Origin of the sequence: Citrobacter sp. Cf087 (assembly GCF_030334285.1) — a bacterium.
Taxonomy (GTDB): Bacteria; Pseudomonadota; Gammaproteobacteria; order Enterobacterales; family Enterobacteriaceae; genus Citrobacter; species Citrobacter freundii.
Genome location: NZ_JAOWED010000022.1, coordinates 627,607 through 647,403, shown reverse-complemented (window position 1 = coordinate 647,403; position 19,797 = coordinate 627,607). Strand labels below are relative to the sequence as shown.

Below are 19,797 nucleotides of genomic sequence, written 5' to 3'. Positions count from 1 at the left end.
TCTAATGGCCCGGTAAATATACTGGAATAACTACAATGCGTCAGCCATTTTTCTTCTGGAAAGTTCTTTTCATTCTTTCACTTTTCCTGATATGCGTCCCACAGGTTAGTATGGCCACCGGAATGCAGCCTGACAGTTCCCTTTTACTGATCCAGGAAAAGGAAAGCGGAGGCAGCATGAATGTCACCAATACAGACAATATCCCTTCCCTGCTTTACACACAGGTCATTAATGTTGACGGTGAGGATGACACGATTAAACTCCTGCCGACTCAGCCGGTAGTCCGGGTTGAAGGAGGTAAGACTCAGCAAGTTCGATTTATTCTTAAAACGGAAAAGCCGCTAATTACTGAGCATCTTAAACGTGTCATTTTCGAAGGTATCCCCCCAAAAATTCCCGGTAGTAACAAAATTGGTATTACCATACGTCAGAATTTACCCGTACTTATTCATCCAGAAGGATTACCGGAACGAAAAGATCCCTGGACGTTACTTACATGGCATAAAGAAGGCAATCAGCTGAAAGTTACTAATCCAGGCCCCTATGTCGTCCGCCTGGCCCAGCAGTTTGTCACACTACCGTCGAAGACACAATTTGACCTCGGGAGAACGTATTTACTGCCGGGCCAGCATATAACCTTATCATCAGCATCCTCGCTTACGGCTGATAACGAAGTACGTTTTGTTCCAGTCAGCCGTTACGGTGTTCAGGTGTCGGAGTTTATTGCTTCGCTAAATTGAAAGAAACTTTAGCGCCAGACCGGATGTCAGGTTTCAACGCTGAATATTTATTATAAAAACCTATTTCGCATCAGAACGATTTATATCCGAGCTCCTGCAAGGATAGCTATAAGGTTAATAAATGCCCTTTAATTTAATCAGAACATTGCCTGTTCACAGGTATGCATATTATTTATTTCTCGGTCTACTTGGTAGTTACAGTATGATGTTATCCGCCGAACCTTTACTATTTGATAACGGAAGATTAAAAAACCGTGGACTGGATGCTGGTCTGAGTCATTATTTTTCTCACGCCGCACGTTTTTCACCAGGCGAATATCCTGTTAGTTGGGTGATTAACGGGCGCAATAAACGTCAGCTTATGACGCGATTTAATGCGCAGGGCGAACCCTGTATAACTCCTGAAACATCCCGAAATCTCGGACTTGCGTATGAGTTTAATCAAGGATGTCTGGATTATCAGACGCTTTATCCCGCAGCACAGTTAACGGCAGACCCGTATAAAAATCAGATTAGTATTACAGTTCCGACATCTGCGCTGACGCCAGAAAGCATCTTATTACGGAAGGATATTATTCAGGGAGGCACATCGGGGCTGCTTAATTATAATCTGCAGTCGTCAACCACAGTTCAGTCCGGAAAGCACGAAACTTATCAACTGGGACTATTTGAATCAGGACTGAATCTGAATGACTGGCTGCTTCGCAGTCGTCATACGGTATCGTACAGTGACGGAACACGTCGTTCTCAGCGACTATATACTTATGTCCAGAAGACGTTTCAGTCGCTACAACAGACCTTTCAGGCAGGAGAGATATACGCTCGTCAGACGCTACTCGCCATTCCTGGATTAACGGGGCTTCAACTGTTTCCTGATAGTGCACTGCGTCCTGCTCGTAGCGGCGTTTCTGTTCAGGGAATAGCGCGTTCCGCGCAGGCTCGTGTTGAGGTTTATCAAAACGGACAGTTAATCGAGGCAACACAGGTTCCTGAAGGACCGTTTTCATTAGATAACATTTCCATGCTCAGCACGCAGTTTCCGCTGGATGTGAAAGTGACGGAACAGGATGGTCAGTTAACAACGTTTTCAGTACCTGTCACGGCCTTACAAACTCCGGCCGACGCTCCCCTTTATGGGTCTGTGGCACTCGGTAAAGTGCGCGAGACAGTTGCCAGCGATGAATCGGCCCCCTGGCTCATTACCGGAAGTCAGGGAATGCGGATTTCCCGACAGGCAACGCTAAGCGGTAGCGCTCTGGCCTCAGCACAGTATCAATCCGCGGCGGCATCCCTGAGTTTTATTCCGATACCGGCATGGTCACTGTCGCTGCAAACCACGATGGCACAGGAACAGTACACGCATCATGCGGGCAGCAAGGAAAGCCTCAGTCTCCGCTACCAGCTTAACCCTTCCGCCAGTATTCAGGCGGCCTGGACCACAACATCTGCGGGATTTCGTGAGCTCAGCGACGCTGTAAATCATACGACTTCCACAGCGAACAGTTACTACAATGTGGGAGGTAACTGGGCTCATGAACATTTAGGTCTGTTTTCGCTGAGTTACTCGACCTCCTCCGCGCGTGACCATGCCGCCACACCGAAATCATGGTATGCCTCATGGTCAAAAAACTGGCGCTGGGCTGGACATGGTCAGATTAACCTTTCGGCCACATGGCAACGTGTTTCTGGCTCCCGGACGAGTACGCAACGTGACGATGATGTTTTTTATATCCGACTTGGGCTGCCTCTGGGACACGATCGCGTAAATCTGTCCCTTCGTCGACAGGGCTCCCGGACTTATAACGATGTTCAGACCAGCGGACAATGGGACGATATGTCATATTCGCTATCGGCAGGACGGGACTGGCAAAATGCACAAAATACCATCAGCGGCAGTTTTGGGCAGAATTTGCATTATGCCCAGATGAGTGGGTATGCCAGCCAGACCGCCAATTATTGGGGGTATGGCGGTTCGCTAAGCGGTGGGATTTCCGTTAATCAGGAAGGGATACTTTTTTCACCTTATGCGATTCAGGAATCATACGGCGCGCTTTCATTAAATTCTCCGCTTTCCGGGATCAAAGTATCTACCCCGCAGGGCCCCGTCTGGACTGATTATCGCGGCAAAGCGCTGGTTCCCGGCTTAACACCGTGGCAGCCCTCTCGTCTCAATATTGATGTTAAAACGTTGCCCAGACATGTCGACTTAACCAATGGTGCCGCGGAGCTTACCGTTTCGCGAGGAGCCGTCGCATTCACACAATTCAGGGTATCAGACACCCGCAGGGTACTCATGACAGTCAGACGTACTAACGGAAAGCTTCTGTCTAAAGGAAAAGGGATCGTAGACAGCGATGGGCAGTACGTGACGAATTCTCTGGAAAAAGGCCTGGTTTTCTTTAGCAACCTGCAGCCCGGTGAGTCGTTCTTTGTGGGGGATGACAACGGTAGCCCCATGTGCCAGCTACAGTATTCCCTGCCCCCAACTCCACCTCAGGATGGTTTATATGAAGAGTTAACGGGAGTATGCGAATGATTCGTTTAATATCATTATGTTGCGGCATCTATTTTATTGTCAGTCCGGTCGTTCAAGCGCAGTGCAATATTATTGCCAGCCAGTTGCGCCACGAATACGGCAAAGTCCGGTTTCAGGATACTGAGCCCACCGGGCAGGTACAATGGCAGCAGTTGCCCGCCCGTCAGGTACAGGTACAGGTGCGGTGTGATGTTCCTCAACCCATACATATCCGGTTTGATGACAATGACCGTCGAGGACTCGACTTCAGTTTCGGTGAGGAGGGACGGGCAACGGTGATGTTCAGTGAAGCGTTTGTCGATAATAAGAGCAGCCAGTTCGTTGTTCACCACGAGCTTAATAAATCGTCTGAATCACGGTCGCAGACCCCTATTGCTGTTCTCAACGGAGACACAGTTGAGCTCCAGCAGCATCATCAGCCCGTGAACGGGATGTCGGCCACTTTCCTGCTTACGGTTATTCCCCGTGTACAGGCCCGCAGCTTTCAGGTTTCAGATCAGCAGGCGTCAACATTGTCATTACGTATGACCGTACCAGAGAGAGAATAACTCGATGATTTCATTTTGGTTCAAGGAAATTTTTCAGCGTGTTATATACCACCAGTCAAGTGTTACAGGAAAGATGCGCCTGATTTCGCTTATTAAAAGCCGGATACATCGGTGGCTTTGTTGTGCCGGGGGGATATTTTGCCTGTTGATTACGAAGGCGTATGCGGAAAATACGGTGGATGTGAGCTTTTCAGCTGAAATGATCCCGGCGGCATGCCGGGTATCGCTGGATAATGGCGGCACTGTGGATTACGGTACGCTGAGTCTCTCATCGATCCGTTCTTCATCTCCCTATCTGTTGACGCCACGTGTTATCGGCTTGCATATACAGTGCGAGAGCCTGCGACAGGTGGCATGGATGGTCAATGATGAAAAAGCGGAAACCCGGGTCCGTAACCTGATAATTGACTCTCACGATGATAAGACATCTGGTCGGCATTCATCTGACACCCTCTTTGGACTGGGTGTTACCTCAGGTCAAAAACCGATTGGTGGTTACCTGATAACCGCATTAGCCGGGGAGAGCGCCGTGGAAGGCGATATCGCGTCATGGGGGTATCAGACGGGGGAACAAGAACGGAGCATGTGGCAATCAGCCGGGACAGCACTAACACTGATTTCAGGCATCATGAGACTGACTCCGGTGGATGCGAAAAATAATCCCGTGGCAATTCGTCAGTTGACAATCCCCCTCAGGATCTCTGCCGCCATTGCCTCCGATGGCCTGAGCTTACAGGATGAGACTGAGTTACAGGGCGAGGCCACAATCAGCCTGATTTATTTGTAATATTGGGACAAGAATAGTATCCCGCAACACATGTCTGTTGACTTATTTTGTAAAAAGACTACTTTTCAGGACATGAAGAAGATACTCATCATTGTTCCCGATGGCGGCATGCTGTTTGAATCCGCCGGTATTGCCGACATCATGATGCAGGCCAACCGCCTGCATCCCAAAAGCGCTACGGAAACCTGTTATCAGGTTCAGTTAGCCACAACGCAACCACATCAGGTGATCCATGGTCAGTCCGGCCTGAACCTACTGGCAGATCATCGCCTGCATGAGATAGATCCTCGCGAACCTCTCGATACCATCATTATCACCGGCAGAGGTCAAAATCCGCAGGAAGGAATTGCTGTGGTTGACTGGCTGCGCCTTGCCGCTCCCCATGCCCGCCGCATTGCATCCATTTGCGGCGGTGCGATGCTGCTGGCACAAACCGGGCTGCTGGACGGCAGACGAGCCACCACCCACTGGAAACTACTTGAAACCATGCAGGCAGAATTCCCTCAGGTGCGCGTCGAAAGCGGTCCGCTTTATATTCAGGACGAACACATCTGGACATCGGGTGGCGTGAGCTCCGGCTTTGATCTAACGCTAGCGCTGGTTGAAGAGGATTATGGTTTCAGTCTGGCGCGCGACGTCGCTCAAGACTTCGTCATGTACCTGCGCCGTCCTGGGGGCCAGCTGCAGTTTAGCCGCTACAACCTTCAGCATACCAGTACTCTGGGCCCGATTAACGATCTGCTGATCTGGCTGCTTGAGAACCTCACCGCCGACCTCAGCGTGGATAAACTGGCGGAAAAAGTCGCCATGAGTCCACGTAACTTCACCCGCGTGTTTACCCGGGAAACAGGAGCTTCACCGGCGCGCTATGTAGCTGAAGCTCGTCTGGCCGCCGCCCGGCAGCGTCTGGAGCAGACCAACGAGACGCTGGAGCGTATTGCCGAACAAACGGGATTCGGCAGCAGCATCAACCTGCGACGACTATTCGAAAAACAGCTTCACCTGACCCCGGGCGAATATCGCCAGCGTTTTCATTGTCGTAAAATGGCCTAAAGTGATCCTTTTTTGTCGTTTACGCCAAGCAGTGATCGGCCTAAATTTATGCCAGAGACAACAGATAAGGAGTTGATCATGGTAAAGGTCGGTATTAACGGTTTTGGCCGTATCGGACGTAACGTACTGCGTGCTGCACTGGGTAACTCGGATATTCAGATTGTGGCAATCAACGATCTGACTGACAGTAAAACATTGGCGCACCTGCTGAAATACGATTCGCTGCTGGGTAAACTCGATGCCGACGTCGCCGCCAGTGAGGGGCAACTGGTCGTTAACGGTAATTCCATTACTGTTTTTAGCGAACGCGACCCAGCCAAAATCCCCTGGCGTCAACGTGAAGTCGATATTGTCATTGAAGCAACCGGCTTCTTCACTGAACGAGACAAGGCGGCAGTACATATCCACAACGGTGGCGCAAAGCGCGTAATTATCTCTGCTCCAGGTAAAAACGATGATTTAACCATCGTGATGGGCGTTAACGATCATCTCTACTCGGCGGATAAACACTTTGTCGTCAGCAACGGTAGCTGCACCACCAACGGTCTGGCACCTGCCGCGCAGGTTTTGCACCAACATTTCGGTATTAAGCATGGTCTGATGAACACCACCCATGCCTACACCAACAGCCAGGCGCTGCACGACCAACCGGAAAAAGATCTTCGTGGCGCCCGCGCCGCTGCATTGTCGATAGTGCCCTACTCAAGCGGTGCTGCAAAGGCGCTTGGCAAAGTCATCCCTGAGCTGGATGGTCGCTTAACCGGTTATTCGCTGCGCGTACCAGTTCCGGTAGTGTCAATTGTCGACCTGACCGTCACGCTTGAGCGGGATGTAACGGAAGAAGAAGTCAATAATGCATTTCGTAACGCCGCCGCGACGGGGCCGCTGAAAGGGATCCTGGGCTATAGCGATGAACCGCTCGTTTCAAGCGACTACCAGGGTGACCCGCGTTCATCCATTATCGACGGCCTGTCAACGTTGGTAATTGGTGGCAATATGGTCAAAATTCTCGCCTGGTACGATAACGAATGGGGATTCTCCAATCGGCTCGTCGACCTGGCGCTGTTAATGGCAAAAAACGAGCGCTAACTCCTGCTTCCCACGCCCTCTTAAAATCCACGCCTGGCGTGGATTTTTTAACTCTGCCACGGCAGATTAAATGTGAGTTTGATGGCGGAGCAATTCCTCTCAACTTAGTCATTTTATTAATCTTACGGTTGCTACCATAATAAAAAGTCACTAAGCGAAGCCTATAACCCGCAGGCAATATGAGTAATGTGAACTTAATTGAGGATTCCGGTATGACCACCTTTCATCAACTTACTGCCACCAGTCTCAATGGCCAACCCATCTCGATGGCCGATTACGCTGGCAAACTGGTGCTGGTGGTTAATACCGCCAGTCATTGTGGATTCACGCCACAATAGCAGGCCTCGAAGTGCTCGATAAGAAGTACGCCGCACAGGGTCTGGTGGTGCTGGGTTTCCCCTGCAACCAGTTCGGTAAACAGGAACCTGGTGGAGCCGATGAAATCGCACAAACCTGTCACATCGACTACGGTGTGAGCTTCCCGATGTTTGAGAAAGTGGACGTCAACGGCGCTGGGACGCATCCGGTGTTTCGTTTCCTGAAAGATGAATTACCCGGCGTGCTGGGTGGATCAAGTGGAACTTCACTAAATTCCTGATCGGGCGCGACGGTAAGCCGCTTAAGCGTTTTGCCCCCTACACGACTCAAGAGAAAATAGAAGCCACGATCCTTGCAACGCTAAAAGACTGAGTGCTCATGTCATTCAAACCGTTCCCATTATGCCCCTGCTTGCTGCCTGAATAAAAAACACGCTGCAAAATCAACAAAATATAATCAACTTGCTTAATTACTCTGCAATCGCGTGAGATCAGGAAGAAAAATGCCATTTCCCTCTTGCCTCATTCGGTCTGTGCCGCTAATATTCGTCCCCGTTGTCACCTACAACGTTGCGTTCATAGCTCAGTTGGTTAGAGCACCACCTTGACATGGTGGGGGTCGTTGGTTCGAGTCCAATTGAACGCACCATCTTGCGTCCGTAGCTCAGTTGGTTAGAGCACCACCTTGACATGGTGGGGGTCGGTGGTTCGAGTCCACTCGGACGCACCAAATCATCTCTTCGATTTGGTGCTATTTCCCTTCAAAACTATCGTTTTATCTTCGGTTTTATCATTTCCTACGTTGCTACAATAGCAATGCGTTAAATCATTCTAAATTCCATGCTCAACGCGTATCATTCATATTCTTTGTATAATGTCTTTCGTCAGAGCCCGGATACCATGCCCTCTTCCATCCTCCTGTTCGCCGCGGGCAGTTTACGCCCAGCATTTACCCCGCTGATAAGCCAGTTCACGCACATGAGTGGAATAGACGTCAAGGTTGAATATGGTCCGGCCGGTTTACTGCGCGAGCGTATTGAAGCGGGTGAACCGTGTGCGCTCTTTGCCTCCGCCAACCGGGAACATCCGCAAAACCTGCTGGTACGTAATAAAGCCGTCTCAACGCACACCTTTTGCTGGAACAAACTGAGCCTTGTCAGCAACCGAATCGGAACCTGGCTGGATTTACTCCGCGACCCAACGCTGCGACCAGGTACATCAACGCCCGGCTGCGACCCTTCCGGAGACTATACCTGGGCATTTTTCGACAATATGGATGTACTGGAACCAGGACTCGGGCAGCAACTTCGGGCGCGCGCTATCCCACTGGTTGGTGGCCGTGATACGGTAAAAATCCCGCAAGGAGAACTGGCGAGCGCCTGGATCCTGCGCCAGGGGCTGGCCGATCTGTTTATCGGTTACGCGCATTACGCACACGCGCTGCACGCGATGACCGACGTACATTACGTGGCTATTCCGGACGAGCACAATATTTGCTGCGAATACCAACTGGCGGTGCTTGATGCATCCAAAGAAGTCATGGCGCTGGTTGAATTCATACTTTCCCGCAGCGGTCAGGCGTTCCTTACCGCCGCAGGATTCTTACCGCTTAACGCCGAATAGAAAACAACGGTGCGATAAACGGCGTAGGGTGATTCTCCACGCTAAGTTTTCGCAGCGGTAAGCCATAGGCCAGAAACAGATTCTCTTCGGTCACAATGCTGTCCGTTGGCCCTGCCCGCCATTTACCTTCAGGGAGTAGCAGCAAAGTATGGGAAGCAACCTGCAACGCATGAAGCGGATCGTGGGTCGAAAAGAGAATGCTGCATCCCTGTTGATGGGCCAAATCGCTGATGAGCTGGAGCACCACCTGCTGATTGGCGAGATCCAGCGCGGAACACGGTTCATCAAGTAACAACGTTTGACACTCAGTCACCAGAGCCCGGGCAATCATCACTAACTGTTGCTGCCCGCCAGAAAGTGAGCCAAATGAGCTGGAGGCAAGATGCGCAATACTCAACTGCTCTAATGCCTGCATTGCTCTTTGTTGATCCTGCTGGCTGGGTTGCGCAAAAAGCTTCACGTGCTGTGCTCGCCCCATCAGCACCACATCGCTGACCGTATAAAGAAACGGTAGATGGCTATGCTGTGCCACAATTCCTATCCCACCGTTATTTTCAATACTCCCGCCTAAAGCAGGCAGCGTGCCGGTTAGCGTATCAAGCAGCGTACTTTTACCCAGACCGTTACGTCCAAGCACGGCCCAGATATCACCTTTCTGGCAACAGAACGTTAGCGGCTCAAATAGCGGCGCGCGATACCCATAAGAAAGCTGATTTACGCGCAGTGCGGCAGGTATCATGATTTCTCCCGACGGCTGGTACGAATGAGCAAGAAAGCAAACAACGGCGCACCGAACAATGCGGTGATGATCCCCAGCGGTATCTCCGCGTGCATCAGGGTGCGGGCAATATCATCCACGACAATCATAAAACCGCCCCCCAACCAGAAGGCACACGGCAGTAGACGACGATGATCAACGCCCACCAGCAAACGCGCCAGATGCGGAATAACCAACCCAACCCAGGCAATACTGCCGCTGACCGCCACCTGAGCGGCGACCAAAAATGCGCAGCACACCAAAACGCTGCGTCGCAGAGGAACCACCGCCACCCCCAGTGCTCTGGCATCTTTGTCATTGAGCGATAACAGGTTTATCCGCCAGCGTAGCTGGAACAAAACCGTCGCGGCGATACCGACTGGAACCGCCAATAGCAGTACTTTATGCCAGTTGGCCGTCGCGAAGCTCCCCAGCAGCCAGAACACAATATTAGGTAACGTCTCTTCGGTATCAGCCTGATATTGGATCAGGCTCACCAGCGCGGCAAAAAAACCGCTCAAAATGATACCTGACAGGATCAACACCAGCGTATTCTCCAGCCCCTGTAACGCAGCAATGGCATACACCAGGATCAATGCCGTCAGACCGAAGAAAAACGTTGACCCCATCATCAGCAAGGGCGAAAGACCGAGCAGGATGGCCAGCGTTCCGCCAAAGGCCGCCCCCGACGTCACACCGATAATATGCGGGTCGACCAGCGGATTATGAAATACTCCTTGCAACGTCGCCCCGCATAACCCCAGCGCGCCCCCCGCCAGCAGCGCCATCAGAATACGCGGTAATCTGACCGTCCAGATCACCTGGCTGGCTATTCCCTCAGCCTCGCTATAGTGCGTCAGGTGGTAAAACACCTCGCTTAACGACAGCGGATATTGTCCGAGGCATAGCGAACTGACGCCCAGCAACAGGACCACAACGATTAAGAGCGGTTGCTGGGGCAAAAAACGGTTACTTAGCTGCATCAGACTGCCAGTTCACACGATAAAAACGCTGATAGTAATCTTGCGCCTGCGCATCAACGTCCACATCTTTATAGGCATCCGGATACAGTTTTTTGGCCATCCACAGTTCACCGATCGCCAACGCCTCCGGCATCGGATAGCCCCAGGCTTTGGCGTATTCAGGCATCAACCAGACACGATGATTTTTCACCGCATCAATCCCCTGCCAGTTCTGATCGTTTTGGATCTGAGTTACCACCTGCGGATAGCGATCCTGGACAAAAATCACCTGCGGGTTCCACGCTAATACCTGCTCCAGCGCAACCTGACGGGCCCCTTTCACACTGGCAGCCGCCACGTTTAATCCCCCCGCGTGCTGCATCATCAGTCCTGTGTACTTCCCGGAGCCGTAAGTCATCAGGTCGGGGTTAGCCATATAAATACGGACTTTTTGCGCATCCGGGATGTTTGCAACCGGCGCATTGAATTTTGCTCGTGCCGCAAAAACGTAGTCGATTAACGTTTCAGCCTGCGGTTTGCGCCCCACGACATCCGCAATCAAGCGAATACCCTGCTTTAACCCTTCGTTGTAGACCTGCTCTTCATCGGCCATAGTCGGGTTCATTTTATTCTGTTGCCCGTCGGCATCTTTGCGCAATGAGATAGCAACGACCGGAATACCGGCGTTCTGAATCTGCTGGATCATCTCCGCGGGCGCATAGTTGGCGACAAACACCACCTGTGGATGAATTGCCAGCAGGCTTTCAATGTTCACGCTGGTGAGATCGCCCGGTGTCGGCAATGTAGTAATCGTCGGCATAAAGCGCGCAAATTCAGGCCCGAGCTGTTTTTTCCAGCTCGACATCACGCCAACAATGTCCTGCTGCGCATTGAGCTGGACCAGAATATTCAACGTCTGGTGTTGCAGCACGACCACTTTGTCCACATGGTCAGGGATCGTGACCTGTCGACCAAGCTGATCGGTGATCGTACGGTCGGCCTGAGCAGAAAACGCAAACAACATGCTGGCGCATACCAGCACAAAAGAGCGGAAAGTTAACATGGGATACCATCTGAATAGAGGAGTAAAAACGATATGTATTAAATTATATAACGTAATGACTGGCAACCCATTCGCGATAAATACCGCACTACACACGAGGAAGATCAATTTATGCCAGCAATAATAAAGCCGACGGTGATGACAACCGTCGGCTTTATGTCTTTTCTGCGGTATACGGGACTATTTCGTCGCCGCTTTGATGATCTGAAGCGCTTTGGCGAACTGATCCTGCGGAATCGTCAGCGGGTAAAGGAAACGAATAACGTTGCCATACTGACCGCAGGTCAGCAGCAGCAGTCCTTGCTCAAGGGCTTTCTTCTGCACGCGTTGTGCGGCGGAAGCGTTGGGTTCCCCTGTCACTGGATCACAGAATTCAGCAGCAATCATAGAACCTAAACCACGCACTTCGGCCAGTTCAGGACACCCTGCTTGCGCATCTGTCAGAGCGGCGCGCAGCTGTTCGCCGAGGGCCGCCGCACGCTGGCACAGCTGTTCATCATGAATAATGTCCAGTACTGCATGGGCCGCCGCGATCGACAGCGGGTTCCCGGCGTAAGTTCCACCCAGACCACCCGGCGCAGGTGCATCCATGATTTCGGCTTTGCCCACGACGCCAGACAGTGGCATGCCGCCCGCGAGGCTTTTCGCCATGGTCATCAGGTCCGCTTTATCGGCGTAATGATCCATCGCAAACAGCTGGCCCGTACGGGCAAACCCGCTTTGTACTTCATCGGCGATCATCACGATGCCATGCTCGTCGCAAATACGGCGGATGGCAGCCACAAATTCCGGCGGTGCCACCACGAAGCCCCCTTCGCCCTGGACGGGTTCGAAGATAATCGCCGCAACCTGGGTTGGGTCGATATCGGCTTTAAACAGACGCTCAATCGCTTTTAGGGAATCCGCCGTGGAAATACCCTGAAATTCAGAAGGATACGGAGCATGGTAAACAGAGCCAGGGAACGGACCGAAACCTTTTTTATAGGGTGCCACCTTGCCGGTTAACGCCATCGTCATGTAAGTACGACCATGAAAACCACCGCCAAATGCGATAACGCCAGGACGCCCGGTATGTGCGCGTGCAATTTTCACCGCGTTTTCTACCGCTTCAGCCCCGGTGGTGAAGAATGTGGTTTTACGCTTGCCATCGATTGGCGCGACGGCGTTGATTTTCTCAGCCAAAGACACATAGCTTTCGTACGGGACAATCTGATAAGCCGTATGGGTAAAAGCCTGAAGTTGCGCTTCGACTGCCTGCACTAGGCGAGGATGGCGGTGTCCGGTGTTCAGCACGGCAATCCCGGCGGCAAAATCAATGTACTGATTGCCTTCGATATCGGTAATCGTGCTGTTTTCTGCCGACTGGGCATAAAAATCACACATCACACCCACGCCACGCGGGGTGGCATCCAGACGACGTTGTTGCAGGTTTTTATTGTTCATTCTCTACACCTTGTCCATTAATACATTTCGGTTGAATTACCCTTTAAATTTAGACGCCGTCTGGTACTTTAATCGAGAGCCAAATCGTTTTATTTTAAGGATCCAAATGCGTTCACTTGCCGGAGATGTGATCAAGCATGCGTTTAGTCAGCAGACTGACGAAAAACTACATCGCCGCCTGTATGCCGCCATTTGTAGTTGCATCCTCGAAGGTAGCCTGAAACCGGCTACCCGAATGCCTCCGTCGCGTGACCTGGCAGGAGAGCTGATGCTATCGCGCAATACCGTCCTGCGGGTTTACGAGCAGTTGCAGGCCGAAGGTTATATTTCTGCGCGTACCAGTAGCGGCACATTTGTCACTGACAGCGTGCTGGACAATCTCAACCTGCGTCCCAATAAAGAACCTGTTGCTGCCGCTCTGGAGGATCACACCCGCTTATCTGCCCGCTGCCTTGAGCTGTTAGGTAATGCCAGCGCCAGTCCCCGTCAGTGGGGCGCGTTTATTCCAGGCGTACCTGATGTAGAGCATTTCCCACACCGGGTGCTCAAAAAAATTCAGGACAGGCTGGCAAGACGATTGCGCCCGGAGTTTCTCACTTACGATGCCGCAGGCGGTGTGAATGAGCTGAAAGAAGCGCTGGCGGACTATCTGCGCACCGCTCGCGGCGTGCGGTGTTCGCCGGAGCAAATTCTGATTACCGAAGGTATTCACCAGGCGCTGGATCTGGTGACCCGAACGTTATGCAACCCGGGCGATCACGCCTGGATTGAGGAGCCGGGCTACTGGGGAATCAAAAATATTCTGCGTATCAATGCGGTAAATTTTTCGGCTATTCCTGTTGATGAACAAGGTATGGTCCCGCCGGATGCAGGCGAAACACCGCCAAAACTGATTTTTGTGACACCGTCACATCAATACCCTCTCGGTTCGGTGATGAGCCTCAGTCGCCGCCGGCAACTTATCTTTCGCGCACGTGAAACGCGAAGTTGGATAGTGGAAGATGATTACGACAGTGAGTTCCGCTTTTCCGGCCAGCCGATCCCCTCTTTGCAGGGGCTGGAAGAAGAGACACCGGTCATCTACATCGGGACATTCAGTAAAACACTCTATCCCGCACTGCGACTCGGGTATGTCGTGCTACCTAAATCGTTAGCCGCTCCGCTGAAAAAGGTTCATAACGACCTCTATCGTGGTGGACATCTGTTGATTCAGGCCGCGCTGGCGGAGTTTATTCGCGAGGGTTATTACGCAGCGCACATTCGGAAAATGCGCCAACTATACAGTCGTCGTCGCCAGATGCTGGTAGAGCTTATCAGCCGCCAGCTTGGTGAACATTATCTTGGTTCCTTCAGCAGCAACGCCGGGCTGCATATGATCTTACAGTTACCCGCAGGGAGCGATGACGCGGTCATTGCCCAACAAGCGAATGCGCAAGGGTTGTTGGTGCGCCCGTTATCACGCTATTACGTGAATGAAGAGAAACGCAGCGGCCTGTTGCTGGGGTTTGCAAGTATTGAAGAGCATGAAATGTCGGCGGCGTTTACCCGACTCGCGGATATTATCAGGGTAAACACCGTGTAAGCACTGCCGGATGGTGGTGCAAGCACCTTATCCGGCATACTGTTTAATGTGATGCTTTTTTAATCCCAGCCAGATCTTCATGGCTTACTTCGCCATTCCCTTCACCCCAGGTCTTACGCACGTAATTAATCACGTCGCGCATTTCGTTGTCACTTAACATGCCTCCGTAAGCGGGCATCTTGAAGGAGACGCTGCCACGCGTTGTCGGTGTTTCTGCGCCGTGGGCAATCACTCTGAACAGCGGCGTCGGGTCATCAACCATGACCAGCGGATTGTTGACCAAAGAAGGTGCGTTATCATCCGTACCTTTCCCTTCCAGACCGTGACAAGTTGAACAGTAACGGTTATAGGTCACTTTGCCCGCCTCTGGTGAATTCGACCAGGATGCTGTAGTCGCAGCAGCACGCACCGTTTCAGGCTTCGCGCTTTTCAGACTCAGCAGATATTGGGCGATCGCCGTGGCATCTTCGTCGGTCAGATACTGTGTACTCTGCGTGACGACTTCAGCCATCGAACCTGAAACCGCAGCATGCTTGCTCTTACCGGTCAGCAACAGCGATTTTAACGCCTGCTCAGACATTCCGCTGCCCCGCAGCGAAGGTGCATACCAGCCGTCAATCATCGCTCCGCTCAGGTACTCGGCATCTGCATGAGTATAGGCTTTTTCATTCATCGCCATGCCTCTCGGTGTATGGCAAGAACCGCAGTGCCCGGGACCTTCCACCAGATAAGCGCCCCGTTTTACCAGGGCTGCGTTGTCATCTGGTTTCGCGCTATCTACTGTCGTCGCTGGCGCGTCGGTAAACAGCCAGTTCCAGATATGCAGTGGCCAGCGGGCGGAGAGTAGCCACGGAATGGCATTCTCTTTATTGGGTTGCGCAGACGGTGTGACATCATGCATAAAATAGCGATACAGCGCCTGAACATCCTCGTCAGAAAGTTTTGCATAAGAGGGATAAGGCATGGCCGGATAGAGCGGGTGACCGTCTTTGGCAATTCCCTGGCGTACCGCCTTTTCAAAATCCTCGTATGAGTAATTACCAATACCCTGAGCCTTGTCCGGGGTAATGTTGGTCGAATAAATATCCCCCACCGGAGTAGGAAATTTTTTGCCCCCCGCCATCGCCGCACCACCTTCAGCGGTATGACAGGCGACGCAGTCTGAAATTCGCGCGATGTATTCACCGTTAGATTCAGCAGCGCTTACCGAAGCGGTAAATAAACAGGCGGCGAGAATGGTTACGTTACGCATAGATCACCCCATATCCTTGAGTTCATTAACCGCACGCCATGCCTGATCGATTGCCGTGTGGGCATAAGCACTCCAGTCAGAATCGGAGTTAGCGATGGCAATGCGACCGACTGGCTGACGCGCCCGCTCGATAATTTCTGGCATTTTATCCATATCATCGAACAGTGAATTGGCGTAGTACGCATAGCCATGCGCCCAGCGGTTAACGGTAATGGCGGAGATATCGCGTTGATTATCAAAGCCTGTTGAGCCAAACATCTCCTGCAACTGGGAGCGAATCATCTCCTCATGCGCCGCAAAAGTGGTCCCCAGCAAATAGGCTCGTCCCAGGCGGAACTGCTCTCTGGCCGATAGGTTACTGCCCGGATAGGTCGGCACATAGACCATGTGAATGACCATCGGATCGTCCGGGGAGGCCGGATGCTGATACCCACCAATACTGACCGGATAGTCGAGCTTAACCCGGCTGTAAGGTGCCGCTGGAGAATAAAATTCATGTACGCCAAGCTGTTTGAACGCCTGCCAGTTTTTTACCACCACGTTGGTGTACACCAGCGGAGCCTTGACGTTCAGTTTGAGATCCGCCTGCTGCTGTTCCGGCATCTCAGGCACCAGATACGGGATCATCATGTTATAGCCTGCCATGATGGTGTTCTTACCGCGCACACGGTGCATTTTACCGTCACGCAGATAGGTCACCACAACGCCATCCTGCACGTTAGCCGCATTAATCACTGTGCTGTTCAGGCGCAGGCGCGTGGTGTTTTCTGGTAGATCCAGCTTTTCATAATGTAATCTGGCGAGAACAGAGTCTTCCATCGTGTTACCCGGTAGCGCATCCGGCAGCATATACCTGACTAACAGTCGGGCCAGACCGGCGTTACCGTCCGGGAAATGGTAAACATACGGCTCTTCGAGGTCGGCCAGCGACTCTCCGTCCAACGGCGGTAACCCCATCCCTTCCATGCCGGGTAAGGCGCACGCCCTGGCATCGCTGCAGGAGATGCCTTCAATGCCGATGGCAAAGAAGTCATTGGAACGCTGCTGAAAATAGAGCAGCGCCATTTTGCTCAAACCCACTTTTGTTGCTAAAAATTCACTGTAGCTGTGGGTATCCAGCCATTCCATTTTCTCATCAACCGTCATCCCCGGAAGGTAATCGCCAGGGCGCACATGCAGGTCGATCAGCGCTTTTCTGTCGTTCTCACCTAGCGGAAAATCATTGATAAAGTCTTCAATTTTACGGCCATTGAGCCTGTCCGGCGGAATATCATCAGATACCGCGCGGCCCGGATCGCCGCTGACGATTTTTGTTACGCCAAAATTCTTCTTGTCGAAAAAAACCCCGCGACTGAGCTGCCAGTCGGGGTAGAAGTTTACGTCAAAACTCTCTTTTAACCGCGTGACGCTGACGCCCACGGTTTCCATCAGTTTTTGTACTTCAGGGCTGAAATTATGCGCGGGTGACTGGAATGCTTCGCTGCCGCCATAACCGAGTAATTTCTTGCCCGAGCTGGTAAATTCATTACGTTTGGCGTGTCCGCCAAAATCGTCATGGTTATCGAGGATCAGGATCCGGCTATTTTGCCCGGCAACTTGACGCCAAAAACAACCGGCAGCTAACCCGCTAATCCCGCCCCCAACAATCACCAGATCGTACTCTTCCTCGACGGGCAGAGCGTTTAAATCAAAATGCTTCTGCTCGCGGCCTAGCGCATGCGCCATTTCAAATGATCCAGGATGATTACCCCGCAGCCCTGTCAGCGCAGGAGGATAATAATTTCCATCTATAAATGCGTTTCCCTTTCCTGTCGCCCTGACCCACTCCAGCGGGGTAAGTCCCGCCGCAATAGTCACCGCGACGCCGTTGAGAAAATCACGTCTGGTAATTGCCATTAACTTTTTTCCTTATTGCTACACACTGCCTTTAATACGACACAAATAAGAGAAATACCCCCTTCTTATTTATAAAGGGGTACAACCGACTACTTCACTGGCTTTAACTCTTCATCCAGTTTTTTAGAATCATAATAATCACCCTGCCAGGTGATTTTTCCTGCTTTAACATGAATATAGCTTACGCCTTCAAATTTGATCGGATTATTTGTCGGCGGACTCCCTGCCCATTCACCACTATTTTTGCCTGAAAATTCCCAACGGAATGCCACGGTGTCTTCGTCGTAGACGGGTTTGCCAACCATTTTCCAGCTAAGATCTGGCACCGCCTTAATAAAAGCGCCGATAACCTCTTTTTCCGCTTTTTCTCTGCCGTTTATCGGTTCTCCCGCGGCGGCATCATAATAGACTGCGTCCTCCGCAAGATATTGAGCGGCTCGCGAAGCATCATGCGCATTCCACGCCGCCATATACTCTTTCACGGTATTCAGCGATGTACTTTCTGCAAGGCTATAGCCAGAGAGCATCACTAATGAAAGAACCGCAATTTTTACTGTTTTCATCGTAATCCTCTCTATTCAGAAATGTCACACATGATATGTTTCACCCGAGTGTATTCTTCGAGCGAATAGGATGAGAGATCTTTGCCATAACCCGATTTTTTGAACCCGCCGTGCGGCATTTCGGCGCACAGAGGAATGTGATTGTTAATCCACACCGTGCCAAAATCGAGGTCAATGCTGAAGCGCTGCGCGCGACCATGGTTACTGGTCCAGACGCTGGCGGCAAGACCATACTCCACATCATTCGCTTTGTGTAGTGCCTCTTCGTCAGTAGAAAACGACTGAATGGTCATTACCGGACCAAATACTTCATGCTGAATAGCTTCATCATTTTGATGCAATCCGGAGACAATCGTCGGCTCAAAATAGAAGCCCGGACCTGACCCGGCGCGCCCACCGGTTTCAATTTTTGCATGTGCCGGTAAACGCTCAATAAAACCTTTCACCTGCTCCAGTTGATTCCGGCTATTCAATGCGCCGTACAGCGCATTCTGATCTTCTGGCGGCCCAAATTTGATACTTTTTGTTTTCTGGATCAGTTTTTCCAGAAACTCAGCATAGATGGATTGCTCTACCAGGATCCGCGTAGCCGCTGTGCAATCCTGCCCGGCATTGAAAAAGCCTGCCGTAGTGATTGTCGCAATCGCCTTGTCCATATCCGCATCGGCGAACACGACTGCAGGCGCTTTCCCGCCCAATTCCAGATGTGCTTTAGTCAGATTCGCCGCTGCTGATGCCGCAACCTGCAAGCCCGCGCGGACCGAACCGGTAATCGAAACCAGTGAAGCCTTCGGATTTGAAACCACCAGCGAACCAGTGCTGGCTTTGCCCAACACGACGTTAAACGCCCCTCTCGGGAACAATGGTGCTGCCAGTTCAGCTAACAGCAGCGTACTGACTGGTGTGGTGTCGCTTGGCTTTAACACGACCGTGTTGCCTGCCGCCAGCGCTGGTGCAATCTTCCACACCGCCATCATGAACGGGTAGTTCCACGGCGTAACTTGCCCAACGATACCCAGCGGTTCACGACGGATGGTCGATGTAAACCCGGCGGAATATTCTCCGGCCGCCTTCCCTTCAAGACAGCGCGCCGCGCCAGCAAAAAAACGGATGGCATCGCAGGATGCCGCAATCTCCTCTTTCTCAATAAAATGGCGAAGCTGACCGGTTTCCTGACTCTGCGCGGTTACCAGTCGCTCAACGTTGCGTTCAATCTCATCAGCTAGCAGCAATAACGCCTTTTGCCGCTGTGCTGGCGTCGATTTTCTCCAGATGCTAAACGCCGCCTCCGCTGCTGAGTAGGCTTGCTCTACCTCCGCCTCGTTAGCGTTGGGAGAAATTGCGTATGTTTCACCATCAACCGGACTCACCAGTTCGAAGCTATCTTCGCTACTGCCTGCTACATAGTGCCCATTAATAAAATGCTTCAGGGTTTTCATGTTTGTCTCCTGCCAATTAATACATAAAGAATCTTATGTAATATATATATTGTAAAATTTTTTCAAATGCGCAACATTGACACTATGATAAGCCTCGCATTTTTAACTTAATTTTCACATTTGCAAGGTAAGGCTTTTCATTGCCAG

At 51.6% G+C, this 19,797-nt stretch carries 16 protein-coding genes, 2 tRNA genes and 1 pseudogene; 11 read left to right on the top strand and 8 right to left on the bottom strand.

All coding sequences use genetic code 11. The features are described from left to right. Positions 1-35 precede the first annotated feature (35 nt). The 10 genes and pseudogenes from OGV57_RS05200 to OGV57_RS05155 all read left to right on the top strand — a co-directional run bounded on the left by OGV57_RS05200 (position 36) and on the right by OGV57_RS05155 (position 8,693). Positions 36-740, top strand: a complete 705-nt coding sequence (locus tag OGV57_RS05200; RefSeq protein ID WP_003029264.1) for a fimbria/pilus chaperone family protein — start codon at positions 36-38, stop codon at positions 738-740. Between the two features lie 121 nt (positions 741-861). After that, complete coding sequence (locus tag OGV57_RS05195; protein ID WP_054528345.1) at positions 862-3,276, top strand: fimbrial biogenesis usher protein; 2,415 nt, start codon at positions 862-864, stop codon at positions 3,274-3,276. Beyond that, on the top strand, positions 3,273-3,824 hold the full coding sequence (locus OGV57_RS05190; RefSeq protein ID WP_044699932.1) for a DUF1120 domain-containing protein: 552 nt from the start codon (positions 3,273-3,275) through the stop codon (positions 3,822-3,824). The genes OGV57_RS05195 and OGV57_RS05190 overlap by 4 nt, the downstream gene beginning before the upstream one ends. A gap of 4 nt (positions 3,825-3,828) precedes the next feature. Next, on the top strand, positions 3,829-4,611 hold the full coding sequence (locus tag OGV57_RS05185) for a DUF1120 domain-containing protein (RefSeq protein WP_032941311.1): 783 nt from the start codon (positions 3,829-3,831) through the stop codon (positions 4,609-4,611). Positions 4,612-4,683: 72 nt separating this feature from the next. Further along, complete coding sequence (locus tag OGV57_RS05180) at positions 4,684-5,664, top strand: GlxA family transcriptional regulator (protein ID WP_054528344.1); 981 nt, start codon at positions 4,684-4,686, stop codon at positions 5,662-5,664. Between the two features lie 78 nt (positions 5,665-5,742). Further along, positions 5,743-6,753 (top strand): type I glyceraldehyde-3-phosphate dehydrogenase, encoded by a 1,011-nt coding sequence (gene gap / locus OGV57_RS05175; RefSeq protein ID WP_054528343.1) that lies wholly within the window; start codon positions 5,743-5,745, stop codon positions 6,751-6,753. Between the two features lie 212 nt (positions 6,754-6,965). Beyond that, positions 6,966-7,443: pseudogene (locus OGV57_RS05170) on the top strand (glutathione peroxidase). Between the two features lie 199 nt (positions 7,444-7,642). Then, a tRNA-Val gene (locus tag OGV57_RS05165) sits at positions 7,643-7,719 on the top strand. A 4-nt stretch (positions 7,720-7,723) separates the two neighbouring features. Beyond that, positions 7,724-7,800 (top strand) — tRNA-Val (locus OGV57_RS05160). Between the two features lie 170 nt (positions 7,801-7,970). Next, a complete protein-coding gene (locus OGV57_RS05155) occupies positions 7,971-8,693 on the top strand; it encodes a substrate-binding domain-containing protein (RefSeq protein ID WP_054528342.1) in 723 nt (240 codons plus the stop codon). Here the strand turns inward: OGV57_RS05155 and OGV57_RS05150 are convergent. From OGV57_RS05150 to puuE, 4 genes are all read right to left on the bottom strand, one after another. Next, positions 8,680-9,432, bottom strand: coding sequence for an ABC transporter ATP-binding protein (locus tag OGV57_RS05150; RefSeq protein ID WP_054528341.1), 753 nt, complete (start codon positions 9,430-9,432; stop codon positions 8,680-8,682). The two genes, OGV57_RS05155 and OGV57_RS05150, sit on opposite strands and share 14 nt — an antisense overlap. Then, positions 9,429-10,433 carry a FecCD family ABC transporter permease gene (locus OGV57_RS05145; RefSeq protein WP_054528340.1) on the bottom strand — a complete coding sequence of 335 codons (1,005 nt, stop codon included), beginning with the start codon at positions 10,431-10,433 and terminating at the stop codon, positions 9,429-9,431. Before OGV57_RS05145 ends, OGV57_RS05150 begins: the two co-directional genes overlap by 4 nt. Then, positions 10,420-11,475: an ABC transporter substrate-binding protein gene (locus OGV57_RS05140; protein ID WP_054528339.1), complete on the bottom strand. Its 1,056-nt coding sequence runs from the start codon at positions 11,473-11,475 to the stop codon at positions 10,420-10,422. The genes OGV57_RS05145 and OGV57_RS05140 overlap by 14 nt, the downstream gene beginning before the upstream one ends. A gap of 180 nt (positions 11,476-11,655) precedes the next feature. Further along, the gene (gene puuE / locus OGV57_RS05135) at positions 11,656-12,918 is read right to left on the bottom strand and encodes a 4-aminobutyrate transaminase (protein WP_054528338.1); all 1,263 of its coding nucleotides are present in this window, start codon (positions 12,916-12,918) and stop codon (positions 11,656-11,658) included. 106 nt (positions 12,919-13,024) lie between these two features. Here puuE and pdxR point away from each other — a divergent pair, with 106 nt between their 5' ends. Further along, on the top strand, positions 13,025-14,500 hold the full coding sequence (pdxR, locus tag OGV57_RS05130) for a MocR-like pyridoxine biosynthesis transcription factor PdxR (protein ID WP_003843510.1): 1,476 nt from the start codon (positions 13,025-13,027) through the stop codon (positions 14,498-14,500). Between the two features lie 43 nt (positions 14,501-14,543). On the opposite strand, the gene OGV57_RS05125 is transcribed toward pdxR, so the two are convergent. The 4 genes from OGV57_RS05125 to OGV57_RS05110 form a co-directional block, all read right to left on the bottom strand. Next, positions 14,544-15,752: a c-type cytochrome gene (locus tag OGV57_RS05125; RefSeq protein ID WP_046670609.1), complete on the bottom strand. Its 1,209-nt coding sequence runs from the start codon at positions 15,750-15,752 to the stop codon at positions 14,544-14,546. A gap of 3 nt (positions 15,753-15,755) precedes the next feature. Beyond that, a complete protein-coding gene (locus tag OGV57_RS05120; protein ID WP_016150164.1) occupies positions 15,756-17,648 on the bottom strand; it encodes an NAD(P)-binding protein in 1,893 nt (630 codons plus the stop codon). An 89-nt stretch (positions 17,649-17,737) separates the two neighbouring features. Beyond that, complete coding sequence (locus OGV57_RS05115; protein ID WP_054528337.1) at positions 17,738-18,211, bottom strand: ester cyclase; 474 nt, start codon at positions 18,209-18,211, stop codon at positions 17,738-17,740. Positions 18,212-18,222: 11 nt separating this feature from the next. Continuing rightward, positions 18,223-19,650: a gamma-aminobutyraldehyde dehydrogenase gene (locus OGV57_RS05110; protein WP_054528336.1), complete on the bottom strand. Its 1,428-nt coding sequence runs from the start codon at positions 19,648-19,650 to the stop codon at positions 18,223-18,225. Positions 19,651-19,797: the final 147 nt, after the last annotated feature.

Excerpts from the sequence above, each read along its gene's own strand:
- OGV57_RS05200 (WP_003029264.1), top strand. The coding sequence starts at position 36 with ATGCGTCAGCCATTTTTCTTCTGGAAAGTTCTTTTCATTCTTTCACTT.
- OGV57_RS05195 (WP_054528345.1), top strand. The coding sequence starts at position 862 with ATGCCCTTTAATTTAATCAGAACATTGCCTGTTCACAGGTATGCATAT.
- OGV57_RS05190 (WP_044699932.1), top strand. The coding sequence starts at position 3,273 with ATGATTCGTTTAATATCATTATGTTGCGGCATCTATTTTATTGTCAGT.
- OGV57_RS05185 (WP_032941311.1), top strand. The coding sequence starts at position 3,829 with ATGATTTCATTTTGGTTCAAGGAAATTTTTCAGCGTGTTATATACCAC.
- OGV57_RS05180 (WP_054528344.1), top strand. The coding sequence starts at position 4,684 with ATGAAGAAGATACTCATCATTGTTCCCGATGGCGGCATGCTGTTTGAA.
- gap (WP_054528343.1), top strand. The coding sequence starts at position 5,743 with ATGGTAAAGGTCGGTATTAACGGTTTTGGCCGTATCGGACGTAACGTA.
- OGV57_RS05155 (WP_054528342.1), top strand. The coding sequence starts at position 7,971 with ATGCCCTCTTCCATCCTCCTGTTCGCCGCGGGCAGTTTACGCCCAGCA.
- OGV57_RS05150 (WP_054528341.1), bottom strand. The coding sequence starts at position 9,432 with ATGATACCTGCCGCACTGCGCGTAAATCAGCTTTCTTATGGGTATCGC.
- OGV57_RS05145 (WP_054528340.1), bottom strand. The coding sequence starts at position 10,433 with ATGCAGCTAAGTAACCGTTTTTTGCCCCAGCAACCGCTCTTAATCGTT.
- OGV57_RS05140 (WP_054528339.1), bottom strand. The coding sequence starts at position 11,475 with ATGTTAACTTTCCGCTCTTTTGTGCTGGTATGCGCCAGCATGTTGTTT.
- puuE (WP_054528338.1), bottom strand. The coding sequence starts at position 12,918 with ATGAACAATAAAAACCTGCAACAACGTCGTCTGGATGCCACCCCGCGT.
- pdxR (WP_003843510.1), top strand. The coding sequence starts at position 13,025 with ATGCGTTCACTTGCCGGAGATGTGATCAAGCATGCGTTTAGTCAGCAG.
- OGV57_RS05125 (WP_046670609.1), bottom strand. The coding sequence starts at position 15,752 with ATGCGTAACGTAACCATTCTCGCCGCCTGTTTATTTACCGCTTCGGTA.
- OGV57_RS05120 (WP_016150164.1), bottom strand. The coding sequence starts at position 17,648 with ATGGCAATTACCAGACGTGATTTTCTCAACGGCGTCGCGGTGACTATT.
- OGV57_RS05115 (WP_054528337.1), bottom strand. The coding sequence starts at position 18,211 with ATGAAAACAGTAAAAATTGCGGTTCTTTCATTAGTGATGCTCTCTGGC.
- OGV57_RS05110 (WP_054528336.1), bottom strand. The coding sequence starts at position 19,650 with ATGAAAACCCTGAAGCATTTTATTAATGGGCACTATGTAGCAGGCAGT.